This window comes from Pseudomonas frederiksbergensis (assembly GCF_000802155.2).
In the GTDB taxonomy this organism is placed as follows: Bacteria; Pseudomonadota; Gammaproteobacteria; order Pseudomonadales; family Pseudomonadaceae; genus Aquipseudomonas; species Aquipseudomonas frederiksbergensis_A.
Genome location: NZ_JQGJ02000014.1, coordinates 73,164 through 97,498 on the forward strand (window position 1 = coordinate 73,164; position 24,335 = coordinate 97,498).

The window sequence follows — 24,335 nt, forward strand, 5'->3', positions numbered from 1 at the left end:
CGTTGCAAAGCAACGCGAATACACCGGGACACACGCAGGATCGGGGCTTGTAGCGACGAAAGCGGAGGCTGGGGACCGGCGTATGAGCTTATCGGTACCGATCAAAGCCTGAAGGGTAGCGAAAACCATCGCCAAGGGGAATGGGAGTTCGCTTGTACAAGCATCTTGGCGCCAGTACCATTACGGCTCTCTTTTTCCGGCAGGAGCGGTTTCATGATTGCGGGCAGTATGGTGGCACTGGTCACACCCATGGATGCACAAGGGCGTCTTGACTGGGCCAGCCTCAGCAAACTCGTGGACTTCCACCTTGAAAACGGCACCCATGCCATCGTTGCCGTCGGCACCACCGGCGAGTCGGCAACCCTCGATGTCAACGAGCATATCGAAGTCATCCGCGCCGTAGTCAAGCAGGTCAACGGGCGCATCCCCGTCATCGCCGGTACCGGCGCGAACTCGACCCGCGAGGCCGTCGAGCTGACCCGCAATGCCAAGGAAGCCGGGGCCGATGCGTGCCTGCTGGTCGTTCCGTACTACAACAAGCCGACCCAGGAAGGCTTGTACCAGCACTTCAAGCACATTGCCGAAGCGGTCGACATCCCGCAGATCCTCTATAACGTTCCCGGCCGCACCTCCTGCGACATGCAGGCCGAGACCGTGATCCGCCTGTCCACCGTGCCGAACATCATCGGCATCAAGGAAGCCACCGGCGACCTGAAGCGTGCCAAGGCCATTATCGATGGCGTGAGCAAGGATTTCATCGTGCTGTCCGGCGATGATCCTACCGCCGTCGAGCTGATCCTGCTGGGCGGCAAGGGCAACATCTCCGTCACCGCCAACGTCGCGCCGCGCGAAATGGCCGACCTGTGCGAGGCCGCGCTCAAGGGCGATGCCGAGACCGCACGGGCGATCAACGAAAAATTGATGCCGCTGCACAAGGACCTGTTCATCGAAGCCAACCCGATCCCGGTGAAGTTTGCCCTGGTCGAAATGGGCCTGATGCACGAAGGCATTCGCCTGCCACTGACCTGGCTGAGCACCCCCTGTCACGAACCGCTGCGGCAGGCCATGCGCCAGTCCGGCGTCCTGGTTTAATTGAGGAAGTACAACGCATGAAGCGAATGGCCGGACTTTCCGCACTTGCCTTGATTATCTCCAGCACCAGTGGCTGCGGATGGATCTGGGGACCGGAAGGTTACTTCCGCGACCGTGGTAGCGACTACCTCGAAGCGCAACAGACTGCCCCGATGCAATTGCCGCCGGACGTCAGCGTCGCCAAGCGCCTGGATCCGCTGTTGCCGATCCCGCGCAACGTCGCCGACGACAGCGTCAAGGGTGAATACATTGTCCCGCGTCCGCAGCCGCTGTCGGCCGTGGCCGATGCCAGTGATTACACCCTGCAGAAGAGCGGCGATTCCAGCTGGGTCATGGGCCAGCATCCACCGGCCGAAGTCTGGCCTGTAGCGATCCAGTTCTTCGAGGACAACGGTTTCCGCCTGGACGAACAGCGCCCGCAAACCGGCGAGTTCACCACCACCTGGCAGCGCTCCGATGAACTGTCCGCCGCCATGGCCAAGCGCCTGAGCGCCGCCGGTGTTGCAGCCGACAGCGAAACCCGCGTGCGCGTGCGGATCGAGCCGGGCGTGCAGCGCAACACCAGTGAAATCTACGTCGTCAGCGCCGAGCGTCCCGCCGGCAGCACTGCCGACGTGGCCTTCACCAATCGTTCGGTCAATACCGGTCTCGACGCTGCGCTGGTGGACGACATGCTTGCCAGCATGAGCCGTACCGCCGAACAGGGTGGTTCGGTGTCGATGCTCGCCACCCGCGACTACGACACGCCAAGCCGCGTCAGCCTGAGCGAAGACGGCAGCGGCAACCCGGTGCTCAACGTCGGCTCGGACCTCGACCGCGCCTGGTCGAGCGTGGGGCGTGCGCTTGAGCAGGGCGAATGGCGCGTTGAAGACATCAACCGCAGCCTGGGCCTGTACTACATCAACCTGGCCGAAAAAGCCGAGAAGAAAGACGAGAAACCTGGCTTCTTCAGTGGCCTGTTCGGCAGCGCGCCGGACAAGGAAGAAATCGAAGCCCGCGCCGAGCGCTACCAGGTTCGCCTGAGCAAGGTCGGCGACAACGTCCAGGTCACCGTCGAGAAAAACATCAACACCGTGGCGCCGGCCGATGTGGCTCGCAAGGTGTTGGGCGTGATTCAGGACAACCTGGGCTGATCCGATGCGTTTTGCCGTTCTCGGCAGCGGTAGCCAGGGGAACGGCACGCTGATAGCCAGTGCTGGAACCTACGTACTGGTCGATTGTGGTTTCTCCCTGCGCGAAACCGAGAAGCGCCTGTTGCGCCTGGGTGTACACCCGGCGCAACTGAGCGCGATATTGGTGACCCACGAACATGCCGACCACGTGCATGGCGTGGGTTTGCTGTCTCGGCGCTACAATCTGCCGGTGTATCTGAGCCGTGGCACGTTTGAAGGCCTGCGCAAGCCCATCGAGCCAGCCGGTTTCGTGGCAGGTGGCGAGCAACTGCGCATCGGTGGCCTGGATATCAGCGTAGTCAGCGTGGCCCACGATGCCCGTGAGCCGACGCAGTATGTGTTCAGCGACGGCGAGCGGCGCTTTGGCTTGTTGACCGACCTGGGATCGTACTGCGACAGGGTGATGGACAGTTACCGGGACCTCGATGCGTTGATGATCGAGTCCAATCACTGCCGTGACATGCTGGCCCGTGGTTACTACCCGTACTTCCTCAAGCAGCGGGTCGGCGGGGAGCACGGACATTTGAACAACCACCAGGCAGCGTTCCTGGTGGCCGAGTTGGGCTGGCAAGGCCTGCAACACCTGGTCCTGGCCCATCTGAGCAGCAAGAACAACCTGCCGCAGCTGGCCCGGCAATGTTTTGTCGACACCCTCGGGTGCGACCCGGACTGGCTGCAATTGGCCGATCAAGATTCAGGGCTCGACTGGCGACATATCGCCTAGCCCATCTACTTAGCAAGCGGAGCCCATCATGGAAAAACGTGAAGAACTCTACCGCGGCAAAGCCAAATCGGTTTACAAGACCGACGACGCTGACCGCTTGATCCTGCTGTTTCGCAACGACACCTCGGCGTTCGACGGCAAGCGCATTGAACAACTCGACCGCAAGGGTATGGTGAACAACAAGTTCAACGCCTTCATCATGCAGAAGCTCGAAGCCGCCGGCGTGCCGACCCAGTTCGACAAGCTGCTGGGCGACAACGAGTGCCTGGTCAAGAAGCTGGACATGATCCCGGTCGAGTGCGTCGTGCGTAACTACGCCGCCGGCAGCCTGGTCAAGCGCCTGGGCGTGGAAGAGGGCATGAAGCTCAACCCGTATACCTTCGAACTGTTCCTGAAGGACGACGCCAAGGGCGATCCGTTCATCAACGAATCCCACGTCGTGGCGTTCGGTTGGGGCACCGCCGAGCAACTGGCCCGCATGAAGGAGTTGTCCCTCAAGGTCAACGACGTGCTGACCAAGCTGTTCGATGACGCCGGCCTGCTGCTGGTGGACTTCAAGCTTGAGTTCGGCGTCTTCAGCGACGGCTCCATCGTCCTGGGCGACGAATTCAGCCCGGACGGTTGCCGCCTCTGGGACAAGGACACCAAGAAGAAGATGGACAAGGACCGCTTCCGCCAAGGCCTCGGTGACGTCATCGAAGCCTACGAAGAAGTCGCCCAGCGCCTGGGTGTACCGCTGTAATCGACGCAAGCATCTGATAGCACGGAAAAAATTTCGCTCGGGGGTTCGCTTCCGGCGAATGTGCTGGTATGATGCGCGCCACTGGAGAGATGCCGGAGTGGCCGAACGGGACGGATTCGAAATCCGTTGTACTGGCAACAGTACCTAGGGTTCAAATCCCTATCTCTCCGCCATTATTGTGTATGACTAAGCCCCTGAAATGGTTGAACATTTCAGGGGCTTTTTCGTTTCTGGCGTTTGGTTCAGGTCGGTTCGAGCAGGCTGGCTGAGGTGACATCTTCACCAGTTGATAGGAAGCTTGCCCGTGATTACAAGTTTATCGAACACTTTCTGACCATCACGTGCGGCTTGCCGAACATCAAGAAATGTCAGCTCATTTGGAGCGTTTTTTTTGGGCGTCTTTTTGGCTTTTTTCATGGGACCATCGGAGTCTCCGAGGTGTGATTAATAGAGTGCGGGCAAACTGGAAGGCCAGGGTCCAGCGCCATGGATCCATCCCCGTTGTGCTGCGAAGCGATCCCAGCGTTAACCCAAATCAATCAGACATACCCGGGTCTGGCTTTAGGGCTGCTTCGCAGCCCCGCGGGGCGGTGCGACGTTTCGCTAAATTCCCCTCGCCACAGGGGCTTGCGTCGATTAGCTGATCGGCATCAGCGGAAAAATGTCAGAAGATTCCCCGACGATACGGCGTCAACCCGATACGTTTTATCCAGCTCAACTCCCTCCGCACCCTGAATAACCCCAGCCCTTCACACCAAAACCTTTGTGACAATCAGACTAATGGTCTATAGCTCAAGACAAGGCTGCCGATAGGCAGGTAATCCCCCCGTGTAAGGAATGACACCATGCTGCGGTTCTTCGCCGACTTGGGCTTTCGCTGGAAAATCACTCTGCCGATAGCCTTCCTGGCTGTGTTGCTGGTCTTGATGGGGGGAGCGGGGATGCGCGGCATCAGTCAGGTGACTGAATCCAGCACGCAATTGACCAAACGTTATCTGCCGGCGATCAGTCTGTTGCTCAATGCCGACCGCGATCTTTATCAGGCTTTCGTCGCCGAGCGCAGCCTGCTGGATGGTCATGCCGATGAGCATTTGAAAGCGCTGAGCGCCAGTCATGGCGAGAATGCGAAGCAGGCCTATGACCGCGTGCAGCAATATGCCGCAATGCAACCTGGTGCCGAGGCGCAGGCATTGGTCAGTCAGTTCAATGACAGCTTCGGCAAATGGATGCAGGTGTCGCGGCGGGTCCTCGAACTGTCGGTAGGCGATCCGCAGGGGGCCAGCGCGCTGAGCTTTGGTGACAGTGAGCGCCTGTTCGAAACCATGCGTGACTCCATCGACAAGTTGGGTGAGCTGGAAGATGCAGCGTCCCACCGCGAAGGCGATGCGGCGATTGAAAACGGCGAGGCGGTCGGGGTGCACCAGGGCATGATTCTGCTGGTCGGCCTGTTCGGTTGCATCCTTGTGCTGGTTGCCCTGCCTATGGTGGTGTTGAGCCCGATGCGCCGGCTGCTGCATCGCGTCGAGCAGATTGCCGAGGGTGGTGGCGATCTGAAAGGCCGCCTCGAGGTACGTTCGGCCGATGAGCTGGGCCAGCTCAGCGGGGCCTTCAACCGTTTTCTCGACAAACTGCAACCGTTGATCGCCGAGGTTGGGCGGGTCACCGCAGAGGTGGATTCCGCAGCGCGGGCCATGGCCGATATGGCCGCGACCAACGATCGGCTGATCAGCAGCGAGCACGCGGCGCTCGACCAGGTCAGTACCGCCGCCACCCAGATGAGCGCGGCGGTGCATGAAGTGGCGCATAACGCGGTGAGCGCTTCGGATGCCGCGCAACAGGCGAGCAGCCAGTCTCGTGACGGCGCCGAGGTGGTCAGTAGCACCATCGAGTCGATCCGCCAGTTGGCCCAGGAAGTGGAGAGCGCTTCGGGCACGATCGAGGCATTGGCCCAGGAAACGTCCAGTATCGGCGCCGTGCTTGAGGTGATCCGTGGCATTGCCGAACAAACCAACCTGTTGGCGCTGAACGCTGCCATCGAAGCGGCGCGGGCCGGTGAACAGGGCCGTGGTTTTGCCGTGGTGGCCGATGAGGTGAGGGCGCTTGCGGCCCGCACCCAGGACTCCACCAAGGACATCCAGGTTCGCATCGAGCGCTTGCAGAGCGGTGTCGCCAAGGCTGTACAAGCCATGCACGTGGGCAGCAGCAAGGCCCGCGACAGTGTCGAACGCGCAGCGGGTGTCGACCAGGTACTCAGCGGTACCGGCGGTTCGATCCAGCGGATCAACGACATGGCCGCGCAGATTGCCAATGCCTGTGAGGAACAGAGCAGCGTCACTGAAGAAATAGCCCGCAACATTTCTGATATCCGCGACCTGTCCAACGAGGCGGCCGCCAATTCTGCCCAGAGCATGCACGCCAGCCAGCAGCTTTCCAATCTGTCGAGAAACCTCGCAGAGCTGACCGGCCGCTTCCGCACCTGAGACAGGTGGTGTCGTGGCGATTGACGACCTTCTGCGAGCCCTGCATCAGGACGGTTTTGTCCTGATGCCCGGTGTGTTGGATGCCGGGCAGATCGCCGACCTGCGTCGCGCTATCGACGTGCTGAAACCCCAGCACTGGGATTACAGCGGCGTCATAGATCATTACAAATGCGTGTTCAACCGGGATCCGTTCTGGTTGCCGTATTTGGAAGTGAGCGGCGTGATCGAGCTCGCCGAAGCGGCTTTGGGTGACGATTGCCACATCATCGGGCAGACGGCCTGGCGCTGTCATCCCGGGTTTGTCGGCGCTCCACTGCATCTGGATTACCTGCCGATGGAGCTGCCGCCGGCGCTGTTGGCCGACCCCGGTTTCGAACTGCCGATGCAGGTGTTCACCGCACAGTTTTACCTCGATGACATCGACGCCGACCTGAGTCCGACACGGGTGATACCCGGCAGCCACAAGGCGGGCCGCGCACCCGTGGCGGGTGAAACACACTGGCAAGGGCGTTCGGCGCAGCCAGTATTATGCAGGGCGGGCGATGTGCTGGTTATGCGCAGCGAGTTGTGGCACGCCGGCAGTGACAACCGGACCGCCGACCGCACGCGGTACATGCTCCAGGTGCACTATGGCCGGCGAATGATTGCGCAGAAGTTCTCGCCCTATCTGCACTGGCAGTTCAATCCCGTGGTACTCGCCGCCGCGACGCCTCGCCAGCGACGGCTGCTTGGTGATCATCAGGAGGCGGAGTACGACTGAGCCAGGCGCGCTCAGATCCAGACGTCATTGACCGCCGTTCGCTCGTTGGTTTCTTCACCGGTATTGATGACGCCGCGAGGCTCGATCAACAAGAGTTTCACTTCCCGCTCGGCACTGGGTTTGTGCTCGACGCCTTTCTTGACCACGTACATCTCGCCCGGGCCAATCATGACGGCGCCGTCGCGAAAGTCGATACGCAGCTCACCGTCCAGCACGATGAAGGTTTCATCGGTATCGGCGTGGGTGTGCCAGATGAAATCACCTTCGAGCCGGGCGATCTTGAATTGGTAGTCGTTCATTTCTGCGACAACCTTTGGCGCCCACTGCTCGTGGAACAACGCGTATTTTTGAGCGAAGTTAATGGGGGAGTACTGATTCATCGGGGCACGCTCCTCAACTGGAAAAAGATGAGCGCTACGTTACGGCCCGGGGCGGGGCGGGTATTGGATGATCGTGCAGCTTTTGCAGGGTGACCCATGGGCTTCAGCGCAGCATTTTCAACCAGCGCGCCGGCGAAATGCCGAAGGCTTGGGTGTGCAGTCGGGTCATGTGGCTCTGGTCGAAAAAACCACAGGCCAGGGCTGCTTCGCTCAACGGCAGGCCATGCAATACCAGGCGCCGGGCTTCGTTCAATCGGCGTTGGGTGATGTAGCGATAGGGGCTGGTGCCGTACAGGGCGCGGAAATCCCGTGACAGGCTCCACCGATCCCGACCGCTGGCCTCGACCAGGTCATCCAGGGTGATGGGTTGGCCAAGGGTGTCATGAATAAACAGGCGCGCACGCTCAGCGGCGGGGTAGTCCAGCAGCCGGCGTCCGCGTCGACGACCCGCCGCGACAGCGAGCGCCTGGGCCACATCATAGATGGCGTCGTCTTCCTCCAGCGGATCGAGACGATGCTCCAGCGTATTCAGCAATCTGCGGGTCGCAATGTTGAGCCGGGGATCGTTCGACAGCCCGCCCTCGATGAAGGGCAATGGCCTGCCACCCAGCACTTGTTGGATCAGGGAGGGCTCGATGTAGGACATCCGGTAATGAAAGCCGTCGCTGGTGCCTGCTTCGCCGTCATGAACCTCATCGGGGTGCAACACGATGGTTCCACCGGGCTGGCTATGACGTTTGCTGTGCCGGTAGTTGAAGCTCTGGACGCCGGAAAGCGTAAAGCCGATGGCGTAGGTGTCATGCCGGTGGGCGCTGTAGCCGTGACCACTGAAATAGGCCTCGATGCGCTCCAGTTTCCCCGATTCAGGCGCACGCACCAGCCAGTCGCTACGGTTATCGGGTTGAGTCATGGGCGCGACCTCTCGCTGTTCGCTGCATACGATACTTCAGGATGGTCGGCCCGTGGACGGCTTCAGATTTCTTTTACAGGTGTCTCGCCGTGCGCGCTCTTGATCAACCCGATGACGTGCAGGCAATCAGCCTTGTTCACGTAGGATTCACCGCTGGCGATAGTTTCGTGATTGCCGGCCCTCAAGCGCCAGCGCCATTGGCCTTGTCCGGTGCTTGGGGTGCCTCGGGTCTGTCGGTAGATTTCAAAATACATCGGTTCGCTCCATGCGATTTATTTATTCAGGACATGTTCTGTACATGTCGTCGCAAGCCTAGCCAAGCTGATAATTTTCGCTATTGGCAATACGTTTCCAATGATTGTGAGATATTTCAGAAAATTGCAGGGCCTGCCACACCGACTGGAACCAGGAGCAATGGATGAACCGCAACGAATTGCGCAAGGCCGACATCAACCTGATGGTGGTTTTCGAAACGTTGATGCTTGAGCGTAACGTGACGCGGGCTGCAGAAAAGCTGTTCCTCGGCCAACCGACCATCAGCTCGGCCCTCAATCGCCTCAGGGCGATGTTCAACGACCCGTTGTTCATCCGCGTCGGGCACCGCATGGAGCCGACGGCGCGGGCCGAGGAAATCATCCAGCACCTGTCGCCGGCACTGGACTCGCTGTCGGTGGCGCTGAGCCTGACCCATGATTTCGACCCAGCCAGCAGCACCATGACATTCCGCATCGGCCTGTCGGACGACGTGGAATTCGGCCTGCTGCCGCCGCTGTTGCGCAGCCTGCGCCAGGAAGCGCCCAACGTCGTGTTCGTGGTCCAGCATGTCGATTACTGGCGCATTCCCGACTTGCTTGCCTCGGGGGACATTACGGTCGGCATCAGCCAGACCCGAGGGCTGCCCGCCAATGCCAAGCGCAAGCTGCTGCGGCACATCCGGGCCCGTGTGCTGCGGGCCGATGCCTCGGACACACCGCTGACCCTGGATGAATACTGCGCGCGGCCACAGGTTCTGGTTTCCCATACGGCCAACATTGCCGGCCTGGCTGACGAATGGCTGGCGGAAATCGGCCGCAAACGCCACGTGGTGTTGTCGGTGCCACAGTACAGCGCCTTGCCGGCGTTGCTGGCCGGCACTGATCTGATCGCCAGCCTGCCGGACTACACCGCCACGGCCATGGCCGCTTCCGGCCAATTGTTCTGTGAACCCTTCCCCTTCGAGACGCCGACCGTGGATTTGTCCATGGTTTGGCTGAGCCACGTCGACAACGACCCGGCCGAGCGGTGGCTGAGGTCGCGGTTGGAGGCGTTCATGAGCGAGCGGACGCCTCTGGCGCAAGAAACAAAACCTGCCTGAACGCACCAAGTCGCGGTATGGTTGCGCAAACCCATTCCAACAGTACATTTTCGAATCGGAGTCGAACGCATGCCCCACCTGCACATGGAGTACACCGCCAACCTGACCGAGCTGAATGCCGACGTCGCGCTGTTGCGCTTGAACAATGCGCTGGTGGCATCCGGGCAGTTCGCTGCGGAGTTCGACATCAAGAGCCGGGCCGTGAAGCTCGAGACATTCCGCGTCGGGACCGGCATGGGAGAGCGGGGCTTCCTGCACGTGAAACTGGCCTTGCTCAGCGGGCGTTCGCCGGAAATCAAAAAGCAGCTGGCCGACAGCCTGCTGGCCGTGCTTCAGGACCTGGGCCCATGGCCCGCTGGGGTCAGCGTGCAGTTGTGCGTGGAGCTGCTGGATATTGACCGCGTCCCTTATGCCAAGGCCGCTATCGGCGTTTAAGTCGGGTGGGACGGGGACAATTGTTTAGCGGGTGTTGATCCAGACTCCGCTAAATGATGATTTAACGGTACACGGCGTCGTGTGACGCTTCGACCGAATACTTGCTGTGATATCCCTATGGACGGTTGGCCCGCAGGCCCTGCATACCCGCCACTCGCCGCCAACGGTCCGGCCGGCGGGCACGCACCTGCCGTGGCCCCATCATCTTGCGCGCTGCCTTGTGAATTGGCGTTTTGGGCGCTCTGGCATTGTCGTCATGCGCGCCCTCCAGACCTTTGTATTTCCTGTTGATCCTTGAACCGTGCTCGTCGTTGGCGAGCACAGGCTGACGGCGCCTGGTCGCCCGTCCGACATGAATATACGAGCGTTCCCATGAATCTGTCTTTTGCATCCGAGCAACAGGCCCAGGCGTTCCTGACGGAAAACCCGGATATCGAGCTGTTCGAACTGTTTATTGTCGACAACAACGGCGTGCCCCGGGGCAAGTGGCTGCATCGGGACGAATTACTCGCGGTCTATCAAAGTGGCCGGCCACTGCCCAGTACGATTCTGGGGCTGACCATCAATGGAGACGATGTGGAAAACTCCGGCCTGGTCTGGGACGTCGGCGACATCGATTGCCGGGCCTACCCGTTGGATGGCAGCTTGCAACGCATGCCCTGGCGGCTGATCCCGACTGCCGCGGTGCAAGTCGCCATGCATCCCCGGGAGGGCATGCCGGCGGTCATCGCCGATCCCCGCTACCTGCTCAGCCGCGTCATCGAAGGCTTGCAGGCGGACGGTTATTACCCGGTAATGGCGGCTGAGCTGGAGTTCTATCTGTTGGATGCACAGCGCGACAGCGAGGGCCGACCACAGCCGGCGCGGGACGCCGACGGCAACAGGCCTCGCCATACCCAGGTCTACGGTTTGCGTGAGCTGGAGCAGATCGAGCCCTTCCTTGCAGACCTCTACGCGGCATGCAGGCTACAGGGTATTCCCGCTCGGACCGCCATTTCGGAATACGCACCGGGGCAGGTGGAGATCACGCTTGAACACCGCTCCGACGCCCTGCAAGCCATGGATGAAGCGGTGCGCTACAAGCGACTGGTCAAGGGCGTGGCCCATAGACACGGGATGGCGGCGTGTTTCATGGCCAAGCCGTTCGAGCACCTGGCGGGATCCGGCCTGCACATGCACGTCAGCCTCGCGGATCGGGAAGGCAATAATCTGTTCGCCAGTGAAGCTGCCGATGGCACGCCGTTATTGCGTCAAGCGGTAGGCGGAATGCTCGAAACGCTGCTGGACTCGCTATTGATGTTTTGTCCGAACGCCAACTCCTACCGTCGTTTTCAAAGCAACAGCTACGCCCCGCTGGCGGCGACCTGGGGCGTGGACAATCGCACCGTCAGCCTGCGGGTGCCTGGCGGCCCGGCGTCGTCGCGGCACATCGAGCATCGTATCTGCGGCGCCGATGCCAATCCCTACCTGGCCGCGGCGGCAATATTGGCTGGCATCCATCGCGGCATCCGGGAGCGGCGTGATCCCGGTGCGCCTGTCGAAGGCAACGGCTACGCCCAGGCCGCCCAGTTACTGCCCACCGACTGGCTCACCACCTTGCGCGCCCTGGAGACTTCAACGTGGGCGCGGGACGCTTTTGGCGAGGCGTTCCTCGGTGTGTACCTGGCGGTGAAGCACGCCGAATATCGCCAGTTCATGGGTGAAGTCGGCGAGCAGGATTGGCGTTGGTACCTGAACCAGGCCTGAAGATATTCAGGTTGCTGTTTAAATAATTATTTAAGCGCAACTTTTTCACGAAAAATTGATGGTGGGCTGCCTAAAGTTTGTGTTGCCGTAGAGAAATGATTTTTTCACATTTGCCTACGGCGTCTTCTTTTCAAAGAGCAACTTTCAGGAAGTTTCCGTCCATCATGCTGACTATTAAAGCCGTGCGCCCCGAGTGGGTGACGCTGGTTGCCAGTGCCTTTTTGCTGGTGGGTTTCAATCTGGTCCTGTGGCAGCACCTGTCCACTATCACGGCATCATCGGATGGTCACGGTGTCTTGCTGTGCCTGGCCTTTGGCGTGATGGTGTTCTGCGCGTTCAACCTGGTGCTCACGCTGTTGGCTTTCCGTCCGCTGCTCAAGCCAGTGTTGATGACGCTGTTCTTGATCAGCGCGGGCGTCGCGTATTTCATGGACCAATACGGCGTGTTGATCGACGCCGGCATGTTGCGCAACTTCGCCGAAACCAATGCCACGGAAGTTCGTGACCTTTTGTCGTTTAAGTTGTTTGCCTATTTGCTCCTGTTGGGTGTGCTGCCAGCCTGGTTGTTATTAAAGACACCCATAAACTATCGTCGCTGGCCCACAGAGTTGTTAAGTAAGCTTATTGTCGCCATGGTCACGGCTGCGGTACTCGGCGGGGTGGCGCTGATCAACTACCAGGGCTTGGCGTCGCTGTTTCGCAATCATCATGAGTTGCACTTGATGCTCGTCCCGAGCAATTACATCGGCGCTTCGATCGGCTATGTGCGCGAGCAGGTCGCATCGGCCAAGCAGCCGTTCATTGCCTTGGGCGAGGATGCGAGCCGAAACCCGGCCTGGCAGACCCATTCTCGAAAATCCCTCACCGTGCTGGTCGTGGGCGAGAGCGCCCGGGCCGAGAATTTCGGCATTCTTGGCTATAACCGCGATACCACGCCGCAACTGGACAAAGAGGCCGGCCTGATCGCATTCACCGCCGTGCATTCCTGCGGCACCGAAACCGCCGTGTCAGTGCCATGCATGTTTTCCAACATGGGGCGCAAGAATTACGACGCGAGTACGGCCAAGAACGAAGAGGGCCTGCTCGATGTGCTCAAGCGCGCCGGGCTGGACGTGATCTGGCGTGACAATCAGTCCGGTTGCAAAGGCACCTGCGACCGGGTCACCGTGCAGGACGTGAGCAATCTCAAGGACCCGACGCTGTGCGCCAACAGCGAGTGCCGCGATGAAATCCTGCTCCAGGGCTTGCAGCACTTCATCGACACCCTGGACAAGGACACTGTGCTGGTATTGCACCAGATGGGCAGTCACGGGCCGGAATATTTCAAGCGCTACCCCAAGGAATACGAGCATTTCACCCCGGTATGCGAGAGCAACGCGTTGAACAATTGCAGCCGGGAGAGCATCGTCAACGGCTACGACAATACGTTGGTGTACACCGATCACGTGTTGTCGACGCTGATCGATCTGCTGCGGGCCAACCAGGACAAGGTTGATACCGCCATGCTGTACCTGTCGGACCATGGCGAGTCCTTGGGCGAATACAACCTGTTCCTCCACGGCACGCCCTACATGCTCGCGCCGGAGCAACAGAAGCATGTGGCGATGCTGGCGTGGTTCTCCGACAGCTACCAGAAGTCCTTTGCGGTCGACACCCATTGCCTGCAGTTGAGCCGGGACAAGCCCCTGAGCCAGGACAATCTGTTCCATTCAATGCTTGGGCTGCTGGAGGTCAACAGCAAGGTCTACAACCAGGACCTCGATATGTTTGCCGGGTGCCGAAGCGCGGTGATCGACGGTGTACTTGCCCGGGAATGATTCCTACACCTTTTTTTCACGCGGCATTGTTTAACCTGTTGCCCAACCTTCGTGCATGAGCTGTGAGTATGTCCGGGCAACCCCCATCCACCGTCGAGCTTGAATTCGCCAGGCTGCATGAGCAGGAGCATGCGCAGATCTGCCGCCAGCCAGTGCCGCGCCGTTTGCGCCTGACCTTCTGGCGTGACGAACAGCTGGTGCGCAACGCCATGAAAGTCGCCGGTGAGCCGGGGCTGGTGCTGGATGTCGCGTGCGGGGCGGGGCGGTTCTGGCCTGTGCTGGCCGAACATGCCAACCGGGTCATCCTCGCGGCGGCCCCCTCGCCGGACACGCTCGATCATGCCCGCAGCCATCACCCTGGCGCATTGCTCAAGCGGGTCAAGACCTTCCCCAGCTCGGCGTTTACCCTTGGGTTGTCGGGCAATGCGGTGGATTGCATTTTCTGTCTGCAATTGTTTCTGCACATCAAGGCCCGCGAACATCGCCTGGCCCTGTTGCGAGAGTTTCATCGGGTCAGTCGCGACACAGTGATCGTGTCGGTCCGGATCGAAGGGCAATTCAACATCGGCCAAGCGCCGCGCCAAGTCCTGGCTGACAGGAGCGACGTCGAGGCGGAGTTCCTGCAGGCCGGTTTCTCCATCCTGTGGTATCAGGATTTCCTTCCTGGTTTTGCCGTGAAACGGGTTTATGTACTACGTAAGGTCAGTTAATTTTCGATGTAGGACTATTCTTGCGATTGCGTAGGCGATTTCTCTCAAGCTCTTGCTCCGTAGATGCTCGCAATCGCCGACGGCGATATATACTGCGCGCCATTCTTCAAGGGAGAGCCGTGTGGCCATCGATATTCACTGGATTCGCGACAACGATAGCCTCGCTCGGTTTTGCGCCGAATGGCAACAGTTGCCGTTCGTCGCCCTCGACACCGAATTCATGCGGGTCGACACCTTTTATCCCATCGCCGGCTTGCTGCAGATTGGCGATGGCAAAAGTGCATACCTGATCGACCCCTTGACCATCGACAATTGGCAACCCTTGGCCGCGCTGCTGGAGAACCCGGCGGTGCTCAAGGTATTGCACGCCTGCAGCGAAGATCTCGAAGTCCTGCTACGCCTGACCGGCAGCCTGCCTGCGCCGCTGTTTGACACCCAACTGGCCGCCGCCTACCTGAACCTGGGTTTTTCCATGGGGTATTCGCGGTTGGTGCAGGAAGTGCTGGGCATCGAGTTGCCCAAGGGCGAGACGCGTTCCGACTGGTTGCAGCGCCCCTTGTCCGAGACACAGATCAGCTACGCCGCGGAGGACGCGGTGCACCTGGCTGAAGTGTTCGTAGAACTGCGCCCGAAGCTTTCCGAGGACAAGTACGCCTGGGTGCTGGAAGATGGCGCCGAACTGGTCGCCAACTTGCGCCGCGAAGTGGACCCCTATGAGGTCTACCGCGAGGCCAAGCTGGCCTGGAAACTGTCCCGTGCGCAATTGGCCGTGCTACGCGAACTGTGTGCCTGGCGCGAGCGCGAAGCGCGGGCTCGGGATTTGCCGCGCAACCGGATTATCCGCGAGCATTCGCTATGGCCCTTGGCCCGCACCCAACCGGATAACCTCGGCGCGCTGGCGAAAATCGAAGACATGCACCCGCGTACCGTACGTCAGGACGGTGAGTTCCTGCTGGACCTGATCAAGCGCGCCGGCAGCGTGCCGCCGGAGCAGTGGCCACCCGCCGTGGCCGAACCGTTGCCCATCGAGGCCTCGGCGCTGCTCAAGCGCCTCAAGGCGCTGGGGCAGGCTGAAGCCGAGCGCCTGGGCGTTGCCCCGGAACTGATGCTGCGCAAGAAGACCCTCGAAGCCTTGATCAAGAGCGGCTTCCCAGAAGGTCCCTACCAATTGCCCGACTCGCTGCGTGGCTGGCGTCGCGAGTTGATGGGCCAGGCGTTGCTCGACAGCCTGGCCACCGCCGGAGAACAGCCTTGAAACGTATCTGCTCCATTTATCGAAGCTCGAAGAAAAACGAGATGTACCTGTATGTGCTCAAGAGCGACGCGTTGGCCCGTGTGCCGGAGCCGTTGATGGCGGCCTTTGGCAAGGCTATCCACGCGTTCGACCTGGTGCTGAGCCCGGAGCGCCAGTTGTCCCGTGAGGACATCGCCAAGGTGCTGGAGAATCTCGATACCCAGGGCTATCACCTGCAAATGCCGCCGGCCGAAGACGAGTACATCGAGCATCTGCCTGAAGAGTTGCTGCGACGCAACGATCCGGTCTGACAATGCGCGGGGCGCCTGTCCAGGCGCCCCTTGAAATGAAAAATGATTATTGGCGATAGGCCGCAAGGATGGAGCGATACTCTGTCAGCGGTCGTCTGTACTGTTTTTGAAAGGTTTGATTCATGCGCGTTCTGATTGCCGAACACGACCACGCGGTTTATGCCCAGCTCCTGCGCCAGGCTGCACCCGATATCGAGGTGCTGACCAGCGGCGACTCTGCCGAACTGTCGCGGCTCGCCTCCGACTGCCCGGTCTGGCTCGGCCAGCCTGATCTCTTGGCGACGCTATTGCGTCAAGGGCACCAGCCCCGTTGGTTGCAATCGACCTGGGCGGGCATCACGCCGCTCTTGGCAGAGGGCTTGAATCGCGATTATCGCCTGACCCGCGCAGTCGGCATCTTTGGCCAGGTGATGGCCGAATATGTCCTCACCTATATGCTCGGGCATGAACGCGAAGTCCTGGCGCGACTGGTCAGCCAGGTGGAGCGCAAGTGGGACAACCGCCAGGGGCAAAGCCTGGCGGGGCGCAAGGTGTTGATCGTCGGGACCGGCGATATCGGCCAGCGCGTGGCGCAATTCCTGATGCCGTTTGGCGTGCATTTGTATGGCATCGCCAGCGAAGCCCGTGAGTTGGCGCCGTTCATCGAAGTCGGTGCGCTGGCTGACTTGCCACGGCTGGTGGGCGAAGCGGACTACGTGATCAACCTGCTGCCGAATACCCCGGACACCCATGACATCTACGACGCCGCGCTGTTCAAGCGATTCAAGCCCACCGGGTTGTTTATCAATGTCGGCCGTGGCGTGGCCGTGGTCGACGCAGACCTGGTGCAAGCCTTGAAGGAAGGGCATCTGGCCGGTGCGGTCATCGACGTGTGTCGCCAGGAGCCGTTGCCACAGCGGCATCCGTTCTGGACGGCCTGGGGGCTGCTGTTGACCGGCCACAGTTCGGCACCGACCTCGCCGCCGATGATGGTGCAGTTGTTCCTGGAGAACGTGCGCGCCTACCAGGCCGGTGAGGCGCTGCGTGGGGAAGTGGATTTCGCCCGAGGCTACTAAGCTCAAAGTTACTCTGGGCCTATGAGCCACCGTGGCGCGGGCTTCGTGGCCTGACAAGTCCCTGCTACCGACAGTCGCCGACGCTTGGCCTCAAGAGGCCCCGGCACTAGACTGTCGGCCTTTTCACCACGTGATGTTGATGCTCGAGCCATGGCCGCCAAAGTCGAACCGTTCTGGATACGCAAAACCCTCGATCAGCTCGATCCGCAGGAGTGGGAATCGCTGTGCGACGGCTGTGGCCTTTGCTGCCTGCAAAAGCTCGAAGACGAAGACGACAACACCGTCTACTACACACGCATCGCCTGCAAACTGCTGGACCTGAAAACCTGCCAGTGCACCGACTACCCCAACCGCCGCGACTTCGTCCCCGATTGCATCCAGCTCACGCCTGGCAAGGCCGATCAGTTCAAGTGGCTGCCGCCGACCTGCGGTTATCGCCTGGTCAGCGAGGGCAAGGATTTGCCGTTGTGGCATCACTTGGTCTGTGGCGACCGGGATGCCGTGCATCACGAACGCATCTCCCAGTCCGGGCGCATGCTGGCCGAAGGCAGCGTGGCTGAAGACGACTGGGAAGATCATTTGATTTTCCGCGCTGGCTGAACCAAAGACATCGCATCACGGGGAATGCCCATGGCTGCAGGATTTAAACAGGTACTGGCGGTGGGGCTGCTGGTGATGTGCGGACCGTTGTGGGCGGCGCAGAAAGTCGATCTGGATTATCACGTGCACTTGTTGCCGCAGAGCGACCAGGCCGAGGTGCGCCTCACCTTGGCCCGGGGCTCGGCGGTGCGAAGCCTGGATTTCGACCTCGGCGACGACGGGCGCTACAGCGACTTCAAGGCCGACGGTCAATGGCAGTTCACGCCTGGCCAGGCATCACGCGGCGTTTGGCGTCCGGCTGCCGACAAGGCCAGCCTGACGTACCGCGTGCGCCTGAGCGAGTCGCGCAAGAACGGTGCCTTCGAAACCCGCATGACCCCCGGCTGGGCGCTGCTGCGAGGTGATGACCTGGTACCGCCGGCGAAGCTGGATCAGCAGGACGGCGTGGAGTTGGTTTCTCGCCTGGCGTTCGAATTGCCGAGCGGCTGGCAAAGCATCGAGACGGCCTGGCCGCGTATCGGCAAGCAACGTTTTCGTATCGATAATCCCTCGCGCCTGTTCGACCGACCTACGGGTTGGATGCTTGCAGGCAAGCTTGGCAGTCGCCGCACGCGCCTGGGCGAAACTGATGTGACGGTGGCTTCGCCCAAGGGCCAGGGCATGCGCAGGATGGATGTCCTGACGCTGCTGACCTTTGTCTGGCCGCAGGTGCAGGCGGTGGTGCCGCGCCATCCCGCCAAGTTGCTGATTGTCGGCGCCGGCGATCCGTTGTGGCGTGGCGCGAAGGGCGGTCGCGAATCGATCTATCTGCACAGCCGCCCAGCGCTGGTCAGCGAACGGGGCAGCAGTCCTTTGCTGCGCGAACTGATGCAAGTGCTGGCGCGCATCAACGACGATGATCGCAGTGATTGGATCAGCGAAGGGCTCAACGAGTACTACGCCATCGAACTGCTGCGCCGCGCTGGCGGCATGAGCGACGAGCGTTATCAGGCCTTGAACGATCGACTCGCCCGTGACAGCAAGGGCGTCAGCACTTTGCGCGGCGAGCAGGTGAGCCCGGCGATGGTGTCCAGGGCGGTGTTGCTATTGCAGGAGCTTGACCGGGAGATTCGCCTGAAGACCCGCAACAAGCGCTCGCTCGATGATGTGCTGCAAGGGGCGATGCGGCTGGAGACGGTGGATACCGCGGAGTTCGTGCAGCTCAGCGAGAGCATCCTCGGTGGGGGCTCCAGTGTTCTGGATACGCGGTTGCTTCAGTAATACAGTTTTCGCGAACAAGCCCCACAGTTTCGCGCGATGGCCTGGAAGCTGTTGTGGCGAGGGAGCTTGCTCCCGCTGGGGCGCGCAGCGGCCCCAAAAAAAGCCGATGAGCGCTTCGCAATGGAGCGCCAGCCCGGTCAAGCGGGAGCAAGCTCCCTCGCCACGAGACTGTGCAATTCTCAAACTTCTATGGAAGAAAACTTGCTCCGGGGCAAATTCAGAGCCCAGCCTTAGGCGAAACCAACGAATCATTCCCCGTCACCGTAGCCGTGCCAGTCGCCGCCTCGGCATTGGCCTTCATGCGGCTCAGTTCGTCGCCGGCCTGCTCGATGCGGGCACGGGCGTCGTGCAGATGCTGACGATTTCTTTCCAGCATACTTTTGGCCGAGCAGTGCCCGGTAATGCCCCGTGCCAGGGCCATGCCGCCGATTGCCAGCTGAGCCAGGCCGAGCACTCCGCCGCGACGTAGACCCTTGCCCATCATCAGCACCCCACCAGCCAGTGAGCCAATGCGCTCCCAGCCGTGGACGTTCTGCGGGCTGCGGGATTGGAAAGGGGTGGTCTCAACCGGCCCGAACGGATTGTTATCGCTCATGATCTGTCTCCAGTGTGGGGATGTGTATAAAGCTGACTGCCTGAGCGAATCCGTCGTTCCATGGAATTTCCCGCCGGTCAGCGGAATTGCGGTCCCGAGCGAGTGTTGTTGCCTTTGGCCATGCGGTCGTACAACACGACGTTGACCGTGGCTGCCAGGTTCATACAGCCGTTGGTGGGGATGTAGATCACGTCTTCGCACCAGTCGCGGATGTCTTTGTCCAGCGAGCCGTCTTCCGGGCCGAAGATATACAGGGCGCGGTCCGGATGGGTGTATTCGGGCAGGGGACGGGCGCCTTCCACCAGTTCGACGGCCACCGGCACGCAGCCCAGGGGCAGGATTTTCTTCAAGTCATCGATGCCGATCAACGGGATGTCGTAGTGGACTTTCTTGGTGTCGGTGACAAAGTCGGCGGCGCGTTCATAGCGCTTGCCGGTGTAGAACACCGACGCCACGCCGTAGCAGCCGGCGGCGCGCATGACCGAACCGACGTTTTCCGGTGACTTGGGGTTGAACAGACCGATGCAGCTGTAGCGTTTGTTGGCCACGGACGGGAGTGCCTTTGGGAAAAGGCGCGATTATACGGGAACGGGGGAGGGTGGTCAGGTTCGAGATATGTAGTGTTTGTTTGATCGCCATCGCGAGCAAGCTCGCTCCCACAAGATTTTGCGTACGCCGAAATTCAATGTGGGAACGAGCCTGCTCGTGAAGGCGGCCCGCAGGTTCACTCGTCTTTCTTCATCAACCCAGCCAACGCGGCGAACGGGTTATGCGTCGCCTTGGCGATCTTCGGGGTGCTCAGGGAGCCGTCGCCGAAGTATTGCTGGTCGGTGTAGCGCGAATGTTCGTTGTCGTGGCAATACAAGCACAGCAGTTCCCAGTTGGAGCCGTCCTGGGGATTGTTGTCGTGGTTGTGGTCGCGGTGGTGAACGGTCAGTTCGCTGAGGCGCTTGCCGGAAAATTCACGGGCGCAGCGGCCGCAGACGTGTGGGTACATTTTCAGGGCTTTGTCGCGGTAGCCCATTTCCCGGTCGCGCTGGGCGTCGGCGAGGATGCGGTCCAGCTTGGCGGTGTTGGACGGCGGGGTGGACGAACTCATGGGTTCACCTTTGTAGAAAAGACGGATGACGGTTGGACAGAGTTTAGCTTAGCCCTTGAGCTTCTCGGCAATCCAGATGGTGTGGCGGGTGCCTTTGTTGCCGTGGGCGAAGACCTGTACCTCTTCGGCCTTGAAACCGGCCTTCTTCAGCTTGTCGGAAAACTGCCGGTCGGCGCTGGCCGACCACACCGCCAAAACGCCCTTGGGCCGCAGGGCCTTTGCACAGGCGGCGAGGCCACCGGCCGAATACAGCCAACTGTTGGCCTTCTGGGTCAGGCCTTCGGGACCGTTGTCGACATCGAGCATGATCGCGTCGAACCCTTGGGGCTCGGCTTGCAGCACCTTGGCGACGTCTTCCAGGCGGATCACCGTGCGCGGGTCCGACAGCGGTCGCCCGGCCTTTTCGCCCAAGGGACCGCGATTCCACTCCACGACGCCCGGCACCAGTTCGGCCACCACCACTTCGGCGCTCTTGCCCAAGTGCTTGAGGGCCGAGGCGAGGGTGAAGCCCATGCCGAGGCCGCCAATCAACACGCGCGACCCCGGGCGGCCGGCGACTTTGCGGCATGGGATCTCGGCCAAGGCGTCTTCGGAACCGTGCATGCGGGTGTTCATCAGTTGCCCGCCGTCGCCGCCCTGGATCTTGATCACGAAGTCCTCGCCGTACTCGAACAGGCACAAGGCACCGCCGTTGTCGGGAATGGGCGTGGTGTCGAGCAGAACAAAACGTTTCATGGAAATCTCATGGGGAAAGAGCAGACCGGCCCGGCAAGGGCTAGCCTGAAAGCAGACAATAGCCACGGAGCCATTGATGAAGTGCATCATTCTAACGGCCATTGCCCTGACGGCGCTCTCGATAAGTTGCGCCCAGGCCCAGCAACCGACGATTCCGGTCGCGCCGCCGAGCATTCCCGGCTCTCCCGGCACCGCCACGCCCATGCCGTATCCGAAGGTTGCGCCCAGCGGAGTGCCCACGGTGGCCCCAGGGAACGGCCCGCCCCTGCTGCCGCCCATCGAGGTGCCCCGACCGCCGAAAGACCAGCCGATACCGGGAATGGAGCCCAAGCCGCCGAAGGCGAAGTCGCCGGGGGGCTAGACCTGCTGCGAGAGCAACTGCCCGTCCGCCATGCGCAGGCGCTTGGACAGGGAAACGGCGAGGGCGCGGATGATCTTGGCGGCGACTTTGGGCGCGTCGTTGAGCATTTTTTCCAGGGAGTCCTTGCCCAGGTTCAGCAATTGGCAATGGGTGGCGGCGATGCAACTGGCCGAGCGCCGTTCCCCGTCAAGCACGGCCATTTCGCCGAATGCCCGGCCGCTGCGCAGCGTAGCGATAGTGACGGGTTGACCGTCAGGGCCGGTTTTCTGCACGGCCACCTGTCCGGTGTGGAGGATGCACATGAAGCTGCCCGCATCGCCTTCACGGAAAATCGCCTCGCCCTGGGCGACGGTGCTGATGCTGAAGTAACCCGACGCAGCGGCAAAATCGACGGGCAGCAATTGGTCGAACAGACCGCAGTCCATCAGCCAGTCGCGGATTTCGTTGTTCAGTAAGGTCGGTTCTGACATGTCGTGACGGTCTTTTTTCTTGTGTTTGTTGCGGTTCTGGATTGTCTTGAATGTAAGTCAAACCCTTATGGCAGTGCCATGCCCGGGCCCAGCGCATGGAGCTAAGACCCGGCCATCCCACAGAGTTCCTCAGGCCACCCCTAAAACCTTCAACACAAACGCATATTCGAGCGCTACGTCACGCAACCCCTGGTAGCGACCGCTCATGCCGCCATGGCCGGCGCCCAGTTCGGTCTTGAGCAGCAATGGGTTGTCGTCGGTCTTGGTAGCCCGCAGCTTCGCCACCCACTTGGCTGCTTCCCAGTACTGCACGCGGCTGTCGTTGTAGCCAGCGATCACCAGCATTGCCGGGTACGCCTGGGCGCGGACGTTTTCGTACGGGGCGTAGGCCCTGATCCGATCATAGACGTCCGGCTCCTGCGGATTACCCCATTCGTCGTATTCGGTTACGGTCAATGGCAGTTCGGGATCGAGCATGGTGTTGAGCACGTCGACAAATGGCACTTCGGCAATTGCGACCTTGAACAGTTCCGGACGCTGGTTGAGCACCGCGCCGATCAACAGCCCACCGGCGCTGCCGCCGCTGATCGCCAGTTGGTCGGCGGTGGTGAAGCCATTGGCGACCAGGTGTTCGGCGCAGGCAATGAAGTCGCTGAAGGTGTGGTGCTTGTGCTCTTGTTTGCCGGCGCGATACCAGGCTTCGCCCAATTCGCCGCCACCGCGCACATGGGCGATGGCGAACGCCACGCCGCGGTCCAGCAGGCTCAGCCGCGCGTGGGAAAACCACGGGTCGAGGCTTTCGCCGTAGGCGCCGTAGCCGTACAGATACAGTGGCACCGGCTGGCCCAGGGCTTCGCGCTTGACCACCAGGCTGATGGGCACCTGCGTGCCGTCCGGCGCCGTGGCCCAGAGTCGTTGACTGACGTAGGCATCGGCATCGAACGGACCCAGGACCGGGGTTTGCTTGAGCACGACCTGATCGCCGCTGGCCAGGTCCAACTGGCGGATCTGTGCCGGGCGATTCAGCGCCTCGTAGCGCAGGCGGATACGCTCGCTGGCGAACTCGAGGCTGTTCTGTACGTGCAGGCTGTAGGCCGCGTCTGGCAATTGCACCCGATATGTCGGCAAGCCCTGTGGGTGAACTTCGATAATGGGCAGGCCGCCTTCGCGCAGGCTCAAGGTCATGGCCGTGGCGTTCAGGCTCAGGCCATCGATCATCACCGTATCGCTGTGGGGGATCAGGTTCTGCCAGTCGGCCTCGGTCGGCGCCTCGCCGGTGTCGGCGGCCTGGTACAACGCGAAGTTGATGCCGTCGCGGTTGCTGCGGATAAACCACGTCCATTGACCGTCGAGCAGGCCGTGATCGATGTCGTATTCATGGTCCTCCACCCGTGGCGCTACGCAGGTAAACGGCTGCTGCGGTTGCGCCGCGTCGAGCACCCAGACTTCACTGGTGGTCTTGCTGCCCAGGGACAGGATCAGTTGGCGCTCGGAGCTCGAACGGTAGCAATGCAGGAAAAAACGCCCGTCCGGCTCATGGAATACCTCTTCGGCGGCGGTGCCATCCAAACGATAGCGGAACAGCTTGTGTGGCCGATGGGTGTCGTCCAGTTCGCCGAAGAACAGCGTCAGGCTGTCGTTGGCCCAGGTCATGCTGCCGTCGCAGTTCTCGAAGGACAGTTCGCTGACCTTGTCGTTGGATAATTCCTTGACGAACAGCGTGTAGATCTCATCGCCCGTGGTATCCAGGCTGTAGGCCAGGCGCTGGTGGTCGGGGCTGATGCTGAACGCGCCCAAGGCAAAGAATCCGCCGCCGGCCAGGGCGTTCGGGTCCAACAGCAACTGTTCACGGCTCTGATCCACGGTCAGGCTGTCGTCCGCCGGACGCGGGCAGCGGTAATGGCGCGGGTATTCGTCGCCCGCGGTGGTGCGGGTGTAATACAAGTAGGGACCCCAGGGCGAGGGCAGGGACAGGTCGGTCTCGAGGATCCGTCCCTTGATTTCCCGGAACAGCGTTTCGCGCAGCTCGGCCTGGTCGGCAAGCACGGCTTCCTGGTAGCTGTTTTCAGCCTTGAGGTATTCGAGCACGGCGTCGGTGTCGCGGTCCTGCAGCCAGGCATAGGGATCGACACCAGGGTTTTTGTGGGCTATCGGGGCGTCGAAAACGTGGGCAGATCGGGGCATGGAGAAACTCTCGAGCGTAATACGAAAAGGGACAAGTGGCTGGCGGGGTCGGTTCTGTCGTCGGACCGAAAAACTCACCCTGCCGGGCATCCGCAAGACGCCGGGGCAG

General features: G+C 61.1%; 27 protein-coding genes, 1 tRNA gene and 1 pseudogene. 19 read left to right on the forward strand and 10 right to left on the reverse strand.

The genetic code is table 11. The features are described from left to right. The first annotated feature begins 213 nt into the window (after positions 1-213). The 5 genes from dapA to JZ00_RS22015 all read left to right on the forward strand — a co-directional run bounded on the left by dapA (position 214) and on the right by JZ00_RS22015 (position 3,903). The gene (gene dapA / locus JZ00_RS21995; RefSeq protein WP_039593320.1) at positions 214-1,092 is read left to right on the forward strand and encodes a 4-hydroxy-tetrahydrodipicolinate synthase; all 879 of its coding nucleotides are present in this window, start codon (positions 214-216) and stop codon (positions 1,090-1,092) included. Positions 1,093-1,109: 17 nt separating this feature from the next. Continuing rightward, positions 1,110-2,225 (forward strand): outer membrane protein assembly factor BamC, encoded by a 1,116-nt coding sequence (gene bamC / locus JZ00_RS22000; protein WP_039593321.1) that lies wholly within the window; start codon positions 1,110-1,112, stop codon positions 2,223-2,225. A 4-nt stretch (positions 2,226-2,229) separates the two neighbouring features. Then, entirely contained in the window at positions 2,230-2,988 is a 759-nt protein-coding gene (locus JZ00_RS22005) for an MBL fold metallo-hydrolase (protein ID WP_039593322.1), read from the forward strand. 28 nt (positions 2,989-3,016) lie between these two features. Then, positions 3,017-3,730: a phosphoribosylaminoimidazolesuccinocarboxamide synthase gene (purC, locus tag JZ00_RS22010; protein WP_030141208.1), complete on the forward strand. Its 714-nt coding sequence runs from the start codon at positions 3,017-3,019 to the stop codon at positions 3,728-3,730. A gap of 83 nt (positions 3,731-3,813) precedes the next feature. After that, positions 3,814-3,903: transfer RNA gene (locus JZ00_RS22015), tRNA-Ser, on the forward strand. 106 nt (positions 3,904-4,009) lie between these two features. Here the strand turns inward: JZ00_RS22015 and JZ00_RS31260 are convergent. Further along, positions 4,010-4,147: a hypothetical protein gene (locus JZ00_RS31260; protein WP_196304753.1), complete on the reverse strand. Its 138-nt coding sequence runs from the start codon at positions 4,145-4,147 to the stop codon at positions 4,010-4,012. A gap of 428 nt (positions 4,148-4,575) precedes the next feature. Here JZ00_RS31260 and JZ00_RS32040 point away from each other — a divergent pair. The 3 genes and pseudogenes from JZ00_RS32040 to JZ00_RS22025 form a co-directional block, all read left to right on the forward strand. After that, positions 4,576-5,352 (forward strand): annotated as a pseudogene (locus JZ00_RS32040) (MCP four helix bundle domain-containing protein); the annotation flags it as partial. A gap of 78 nt (positions 5,353-5,430) precedes the next feature. Next, positions 5,431-6,210, forward strand: coding sequence for a methyl-accepting chemotaxis protein (locus JZ00_RS32045; RefSeq protein ID WP_412177688.1), 780 nt, complete (start codon positions 5,431-5,433; stop codon positions 6,208-6,210). A 13-nt stretch (positions 6,211-6,223) separates the two neighbouring features. Then, positions 6,224-6,970, forward strand: coding sequence for a phytanoyl-CoA dioxygenase family protein (locus JZ00_RS22025; RefSeq protein WP_039593324.1), 747 nt, complete (start codon positions 6,224-6,226; stop codon positions 6,968-6,970). Positions 6,971-6,981: 11 nt separating this feature from the next. Here JZ00_RS22025 and JZ00_RS22030 read toward each other — a convergent pair whose 3' ends face one another. The 3 genes from JZ00_RS22030 to JZ00_RS22040 all read right to left on the reverse strand — a co-directional run bounded on the left by JZ00_RS22030 (position 6,982) and on the right by JZ00_RS22040 (position 8,514). Further along, positions 6,982-7,350 carry a cupin domain-containing protein gene (locus tag JZ00_RS22030; RefSeq protein ID WP_039593325.1) on the reverse strand — a complete coding sequence of 123 codons (369 nt, stop codon included), beginning with the start codon at positions 7,348-7,350 and terminating at the stop codon, positions 6,982-6,984. A gap of 103 nt (positions 7,351-7,453) precedes the next feature. Then, complete coding sequence (locus tag JZ00_RS22035) at positions 7,454-8,260, reverse strand: AraC family transcriptional regulator (protein WP_039593326.1); 807 nt, start codon at positions 8,258-8,260, stop codon at positions 7,454-7,456. A 62-nt stretch (positions 8,261-8,322) separates the two neighbouring features. Then, a complete protein-coding gene (locus tag JZ00_RS22040; protein WP_039593327.1) occupies positions 8,323-8,514 on the reverse strand; it encodes a YegP family protein in 192 nt (63 codons plus the stop codon). A 164-nt stretch (positions 8,515-8,678) separates the two neighbouring features. Here JZ00_RS22040 and JZ00_RS22045 point away from each other — a divergent pair, with 164 nt between their 5' ends. From JZ00_RS22045 to JZ00_RS22090, 10 genes are all read left to right on the forward strand, one after another. Next, on the forward strand, positions 8,679-9,614 hold the full coding sequence (locus JZ00_RS22045) for a LysR substrate-binding domain-containing protein (RefSeq protein ID WP_039593328.1): 936 nt from the start codon (positions 8,679-8,681) through the stop codon (positions 9,612-9,614). Positions 9,615-9,683: 69 nt separating this feature from the next. After that, positions 9,684-10,049: a 5-carboxymethyl-2-hydroxymuconate Delta-isomerase gene (locus JZ00_RS22050; protein ID WP_039593329.1), complete on the forward strand. Its 366-nt coding sequence runs from the start codon at positions 9,684-9,686 to the stop codon at positions 10,047-10,049. 378 nt (positions 10,050-10,427) lie between these two features. Next, positions 10,428-11,795, forward strand: a complete 1,368-nt coding sequence (locus tag JZ00_RS22055; protein ID WP_162488975.1) for a glutamine synthetase family protein — start codon at positions 10,428-10,430, stop codon at positions 11,793-11,795. A 164-nt stretch (positions 11,796-11,959) separates the two neighbouring features. Continuing rightward, a complete protein-coding gene (locus tag JZ00_RS22060; RefSeq protein WP_039593331.1) occupies positions 11,960-13,612 on the forward strand; it encodes a phosphoethanolamine transferase in 1,653 nt (550 codons plus the stop codon). A 68-nt stretch (positions 13,613-13,680) separates the two neighbouring features. Next, positions 13,681-14,322: a class I SAM-dependent methyltransferase gene (locus JZ00_RS22065; protein ID WP_039593332.1), complete on the forward strand. Its 642-nt coding sequence runs from the start codon at positions 13,681-13,683 to the stop codon at positions 14,320-14,322. Positions 14,323-14,443: 121 nt separating this feature from the next. Beyond that, the gene (gene rnd / locus JZ00_RS22070) at positions 14,444-15,577 is read left to right on the forward strand and encodes a ribonuclease D (RefSeq protein WP_039593333.1); all 1,134 of its coding nucleotides are present in this window, start codon (positions 14,444-14,446) and stop codon (positions 15,575-15,577) included. Then, a complete protein-coding gene (locus JZ00_RS22075) occupies positions 15,574-15,867 on the forward strand; it encodes a YcgL domain-containing protein (RefSeq protein ID WP_039593334.1) in 294 nt (97 codons plus the stop codon). The genes rnd and JZ00_RS22075 overlap by 4 nt, the downstream gene beginning before the upstream one ends. Positions 15,868-15,989: 122 nt before the next feature. Beyond that, the gene (locus tag JZ00_RS22080; RefSeq protein WP_039593335.1) at positions 15,990-16,922 is read left to right on the forward strand and encodes a D-2-hydroxyacid dehydrogenase; all 933 of its coding nucleotides are present in this window, start codon (positions 15,990-15,992) and stop codon (positions 16,920-16,922) included. Positions 16,923-17,072: 150 nt separating this feature from the next. Then, positions 17,073-17,522 (forward strand): YcgN family cysteine cluster protein, encoded by a 450-nt coding sequence (locus tag JZ00_RS22085; RefSeq protein WP_039593336.1) that lies wholly within the window; start codon positions 17,073-17,075, stop codon positions 17,520-17,522. A gap of 30 nt (positions 17,523-17,552) precedes the next feature. Then, the gene (locus JZ00_RS22090; protein WP_039593337.1) at positions 17,553-18,782 is read left to right on the forward strand and encodes a hypothetical protein; all 1,230 of its coding nucleotides are present in this window, start codon (positions 17,553-17,555) and stop codon (positions 18,780-18,782) included. A gap of 217 nt (positions 18,783-18,999) precedes the next feature. On the opposite strand, the gene JZ00_RS22095 is transcribed toward JZ00_RS22090, so the two are convergent. The 4 genes from JZ00_RS22095 to JZ00_RS22110 all read right to left on the reverse strand — a co-directional run bounded on the left by JZ00_RS22095 (position 19,000) and on the right by JZ00_RS22110 (position 21,211). Then, on the reverse strand, positions 19,000-19,377 hold the full coding sequence (locus JZ00_RS22095) for a YgaP family membrane protein (RefSeq protein ID WP_039593338.1): 378 nt from the start codon (positions 19,375-19,377) through the stop codon (positions 19,000-19,002). Positions 19,378-19,454: 77 nt separating this feature from the next. Continuing rightward, positions 19,455-19,925, reverse strand: coding sequence for an RNA methyltransferase (locus tag JZ00_RS22100; RefSeq protein ID WP_030141187.1), 471 nt, complete (start codon positions 19,923-19,925; stop codon positions 19,455-19,457). Between the two features lie 176 nt (positions 19,926-20,101). Then, positions 20,102-20,476 carry a YajD family HNH nuclease gene (locus JZ00_RS22105; protein ID WP_003184246.1) on the reverse strand — a complete coding sequence of 125 codons (375 nt, stop codon included), beginning with the start codon at positions 20,474-20,476 and terminating at the stop codon, positions 20,102-20,104. Between the two features lie 48 nt (positions 20,477-20,524). Continuing rightward, entirely contained in the window at positions 20,525-21,211 is a 687-nt protein-coding gene (locus JZ00_RS22110; RefSeq protein WP_039593339.1) for a spermidine synthase, read from the reverse strand. A gap of 76 nt (positions 21,212-21,287) precedes the next feature. Between JZ00_RS22110 and JZ00_RS31805 the strand changes: the two genes are divergently transcribed. Further along, positions 21,288-21,572 (forward strand): hypothetical protein, encoded by a 285-nt coding sequence (locus JZ00_RS31805; protein WP_039593340.1) that lies wholly within the window; start codon positions 21,288-21,290, stop codon positions 21,570-21,572. On the opposite strand, the gene JZ00_RS22120 is transcribed toward JZ00_RS31805, so the two are convergent. Together JZ00_RS22120 and JZ00_RS22125 are read right to left on the reverse strand one after the other, a co-directional pair. Then, positions 21,569-22,042 carry a cyclic nucleotide-binding domain-containing protein gene (locus JZ00_RS22120; protein ID WP_039593341.1) on the reverse strand — a complete coding sequence of 158 codons (474 nt, stop codon included), beginning with the start codon at positions 22,040-22,042 and terminating at the stop codon, positions 21,569-21,571. The two genes, JZ00_RS31805 and JZ00_RS22120, sit on opposite strands and share 4 nt — an antisense overlap. 129 nt (positions 22,043-22,171) lie before the next feature. Continuing rightward, positions 22,172-24,226, reverse strand: a complete 2,055-nt coding sequence (locus tag JZ00_RS22125) for a S9 family peptidase (RefSeq protein ID WP_039593342.1) — start codon at positions 24,224-24,226, stop codon at positions 22,172-22,174. Positions 24,227-24,335 lie beyond the last annotated feature (109 nt).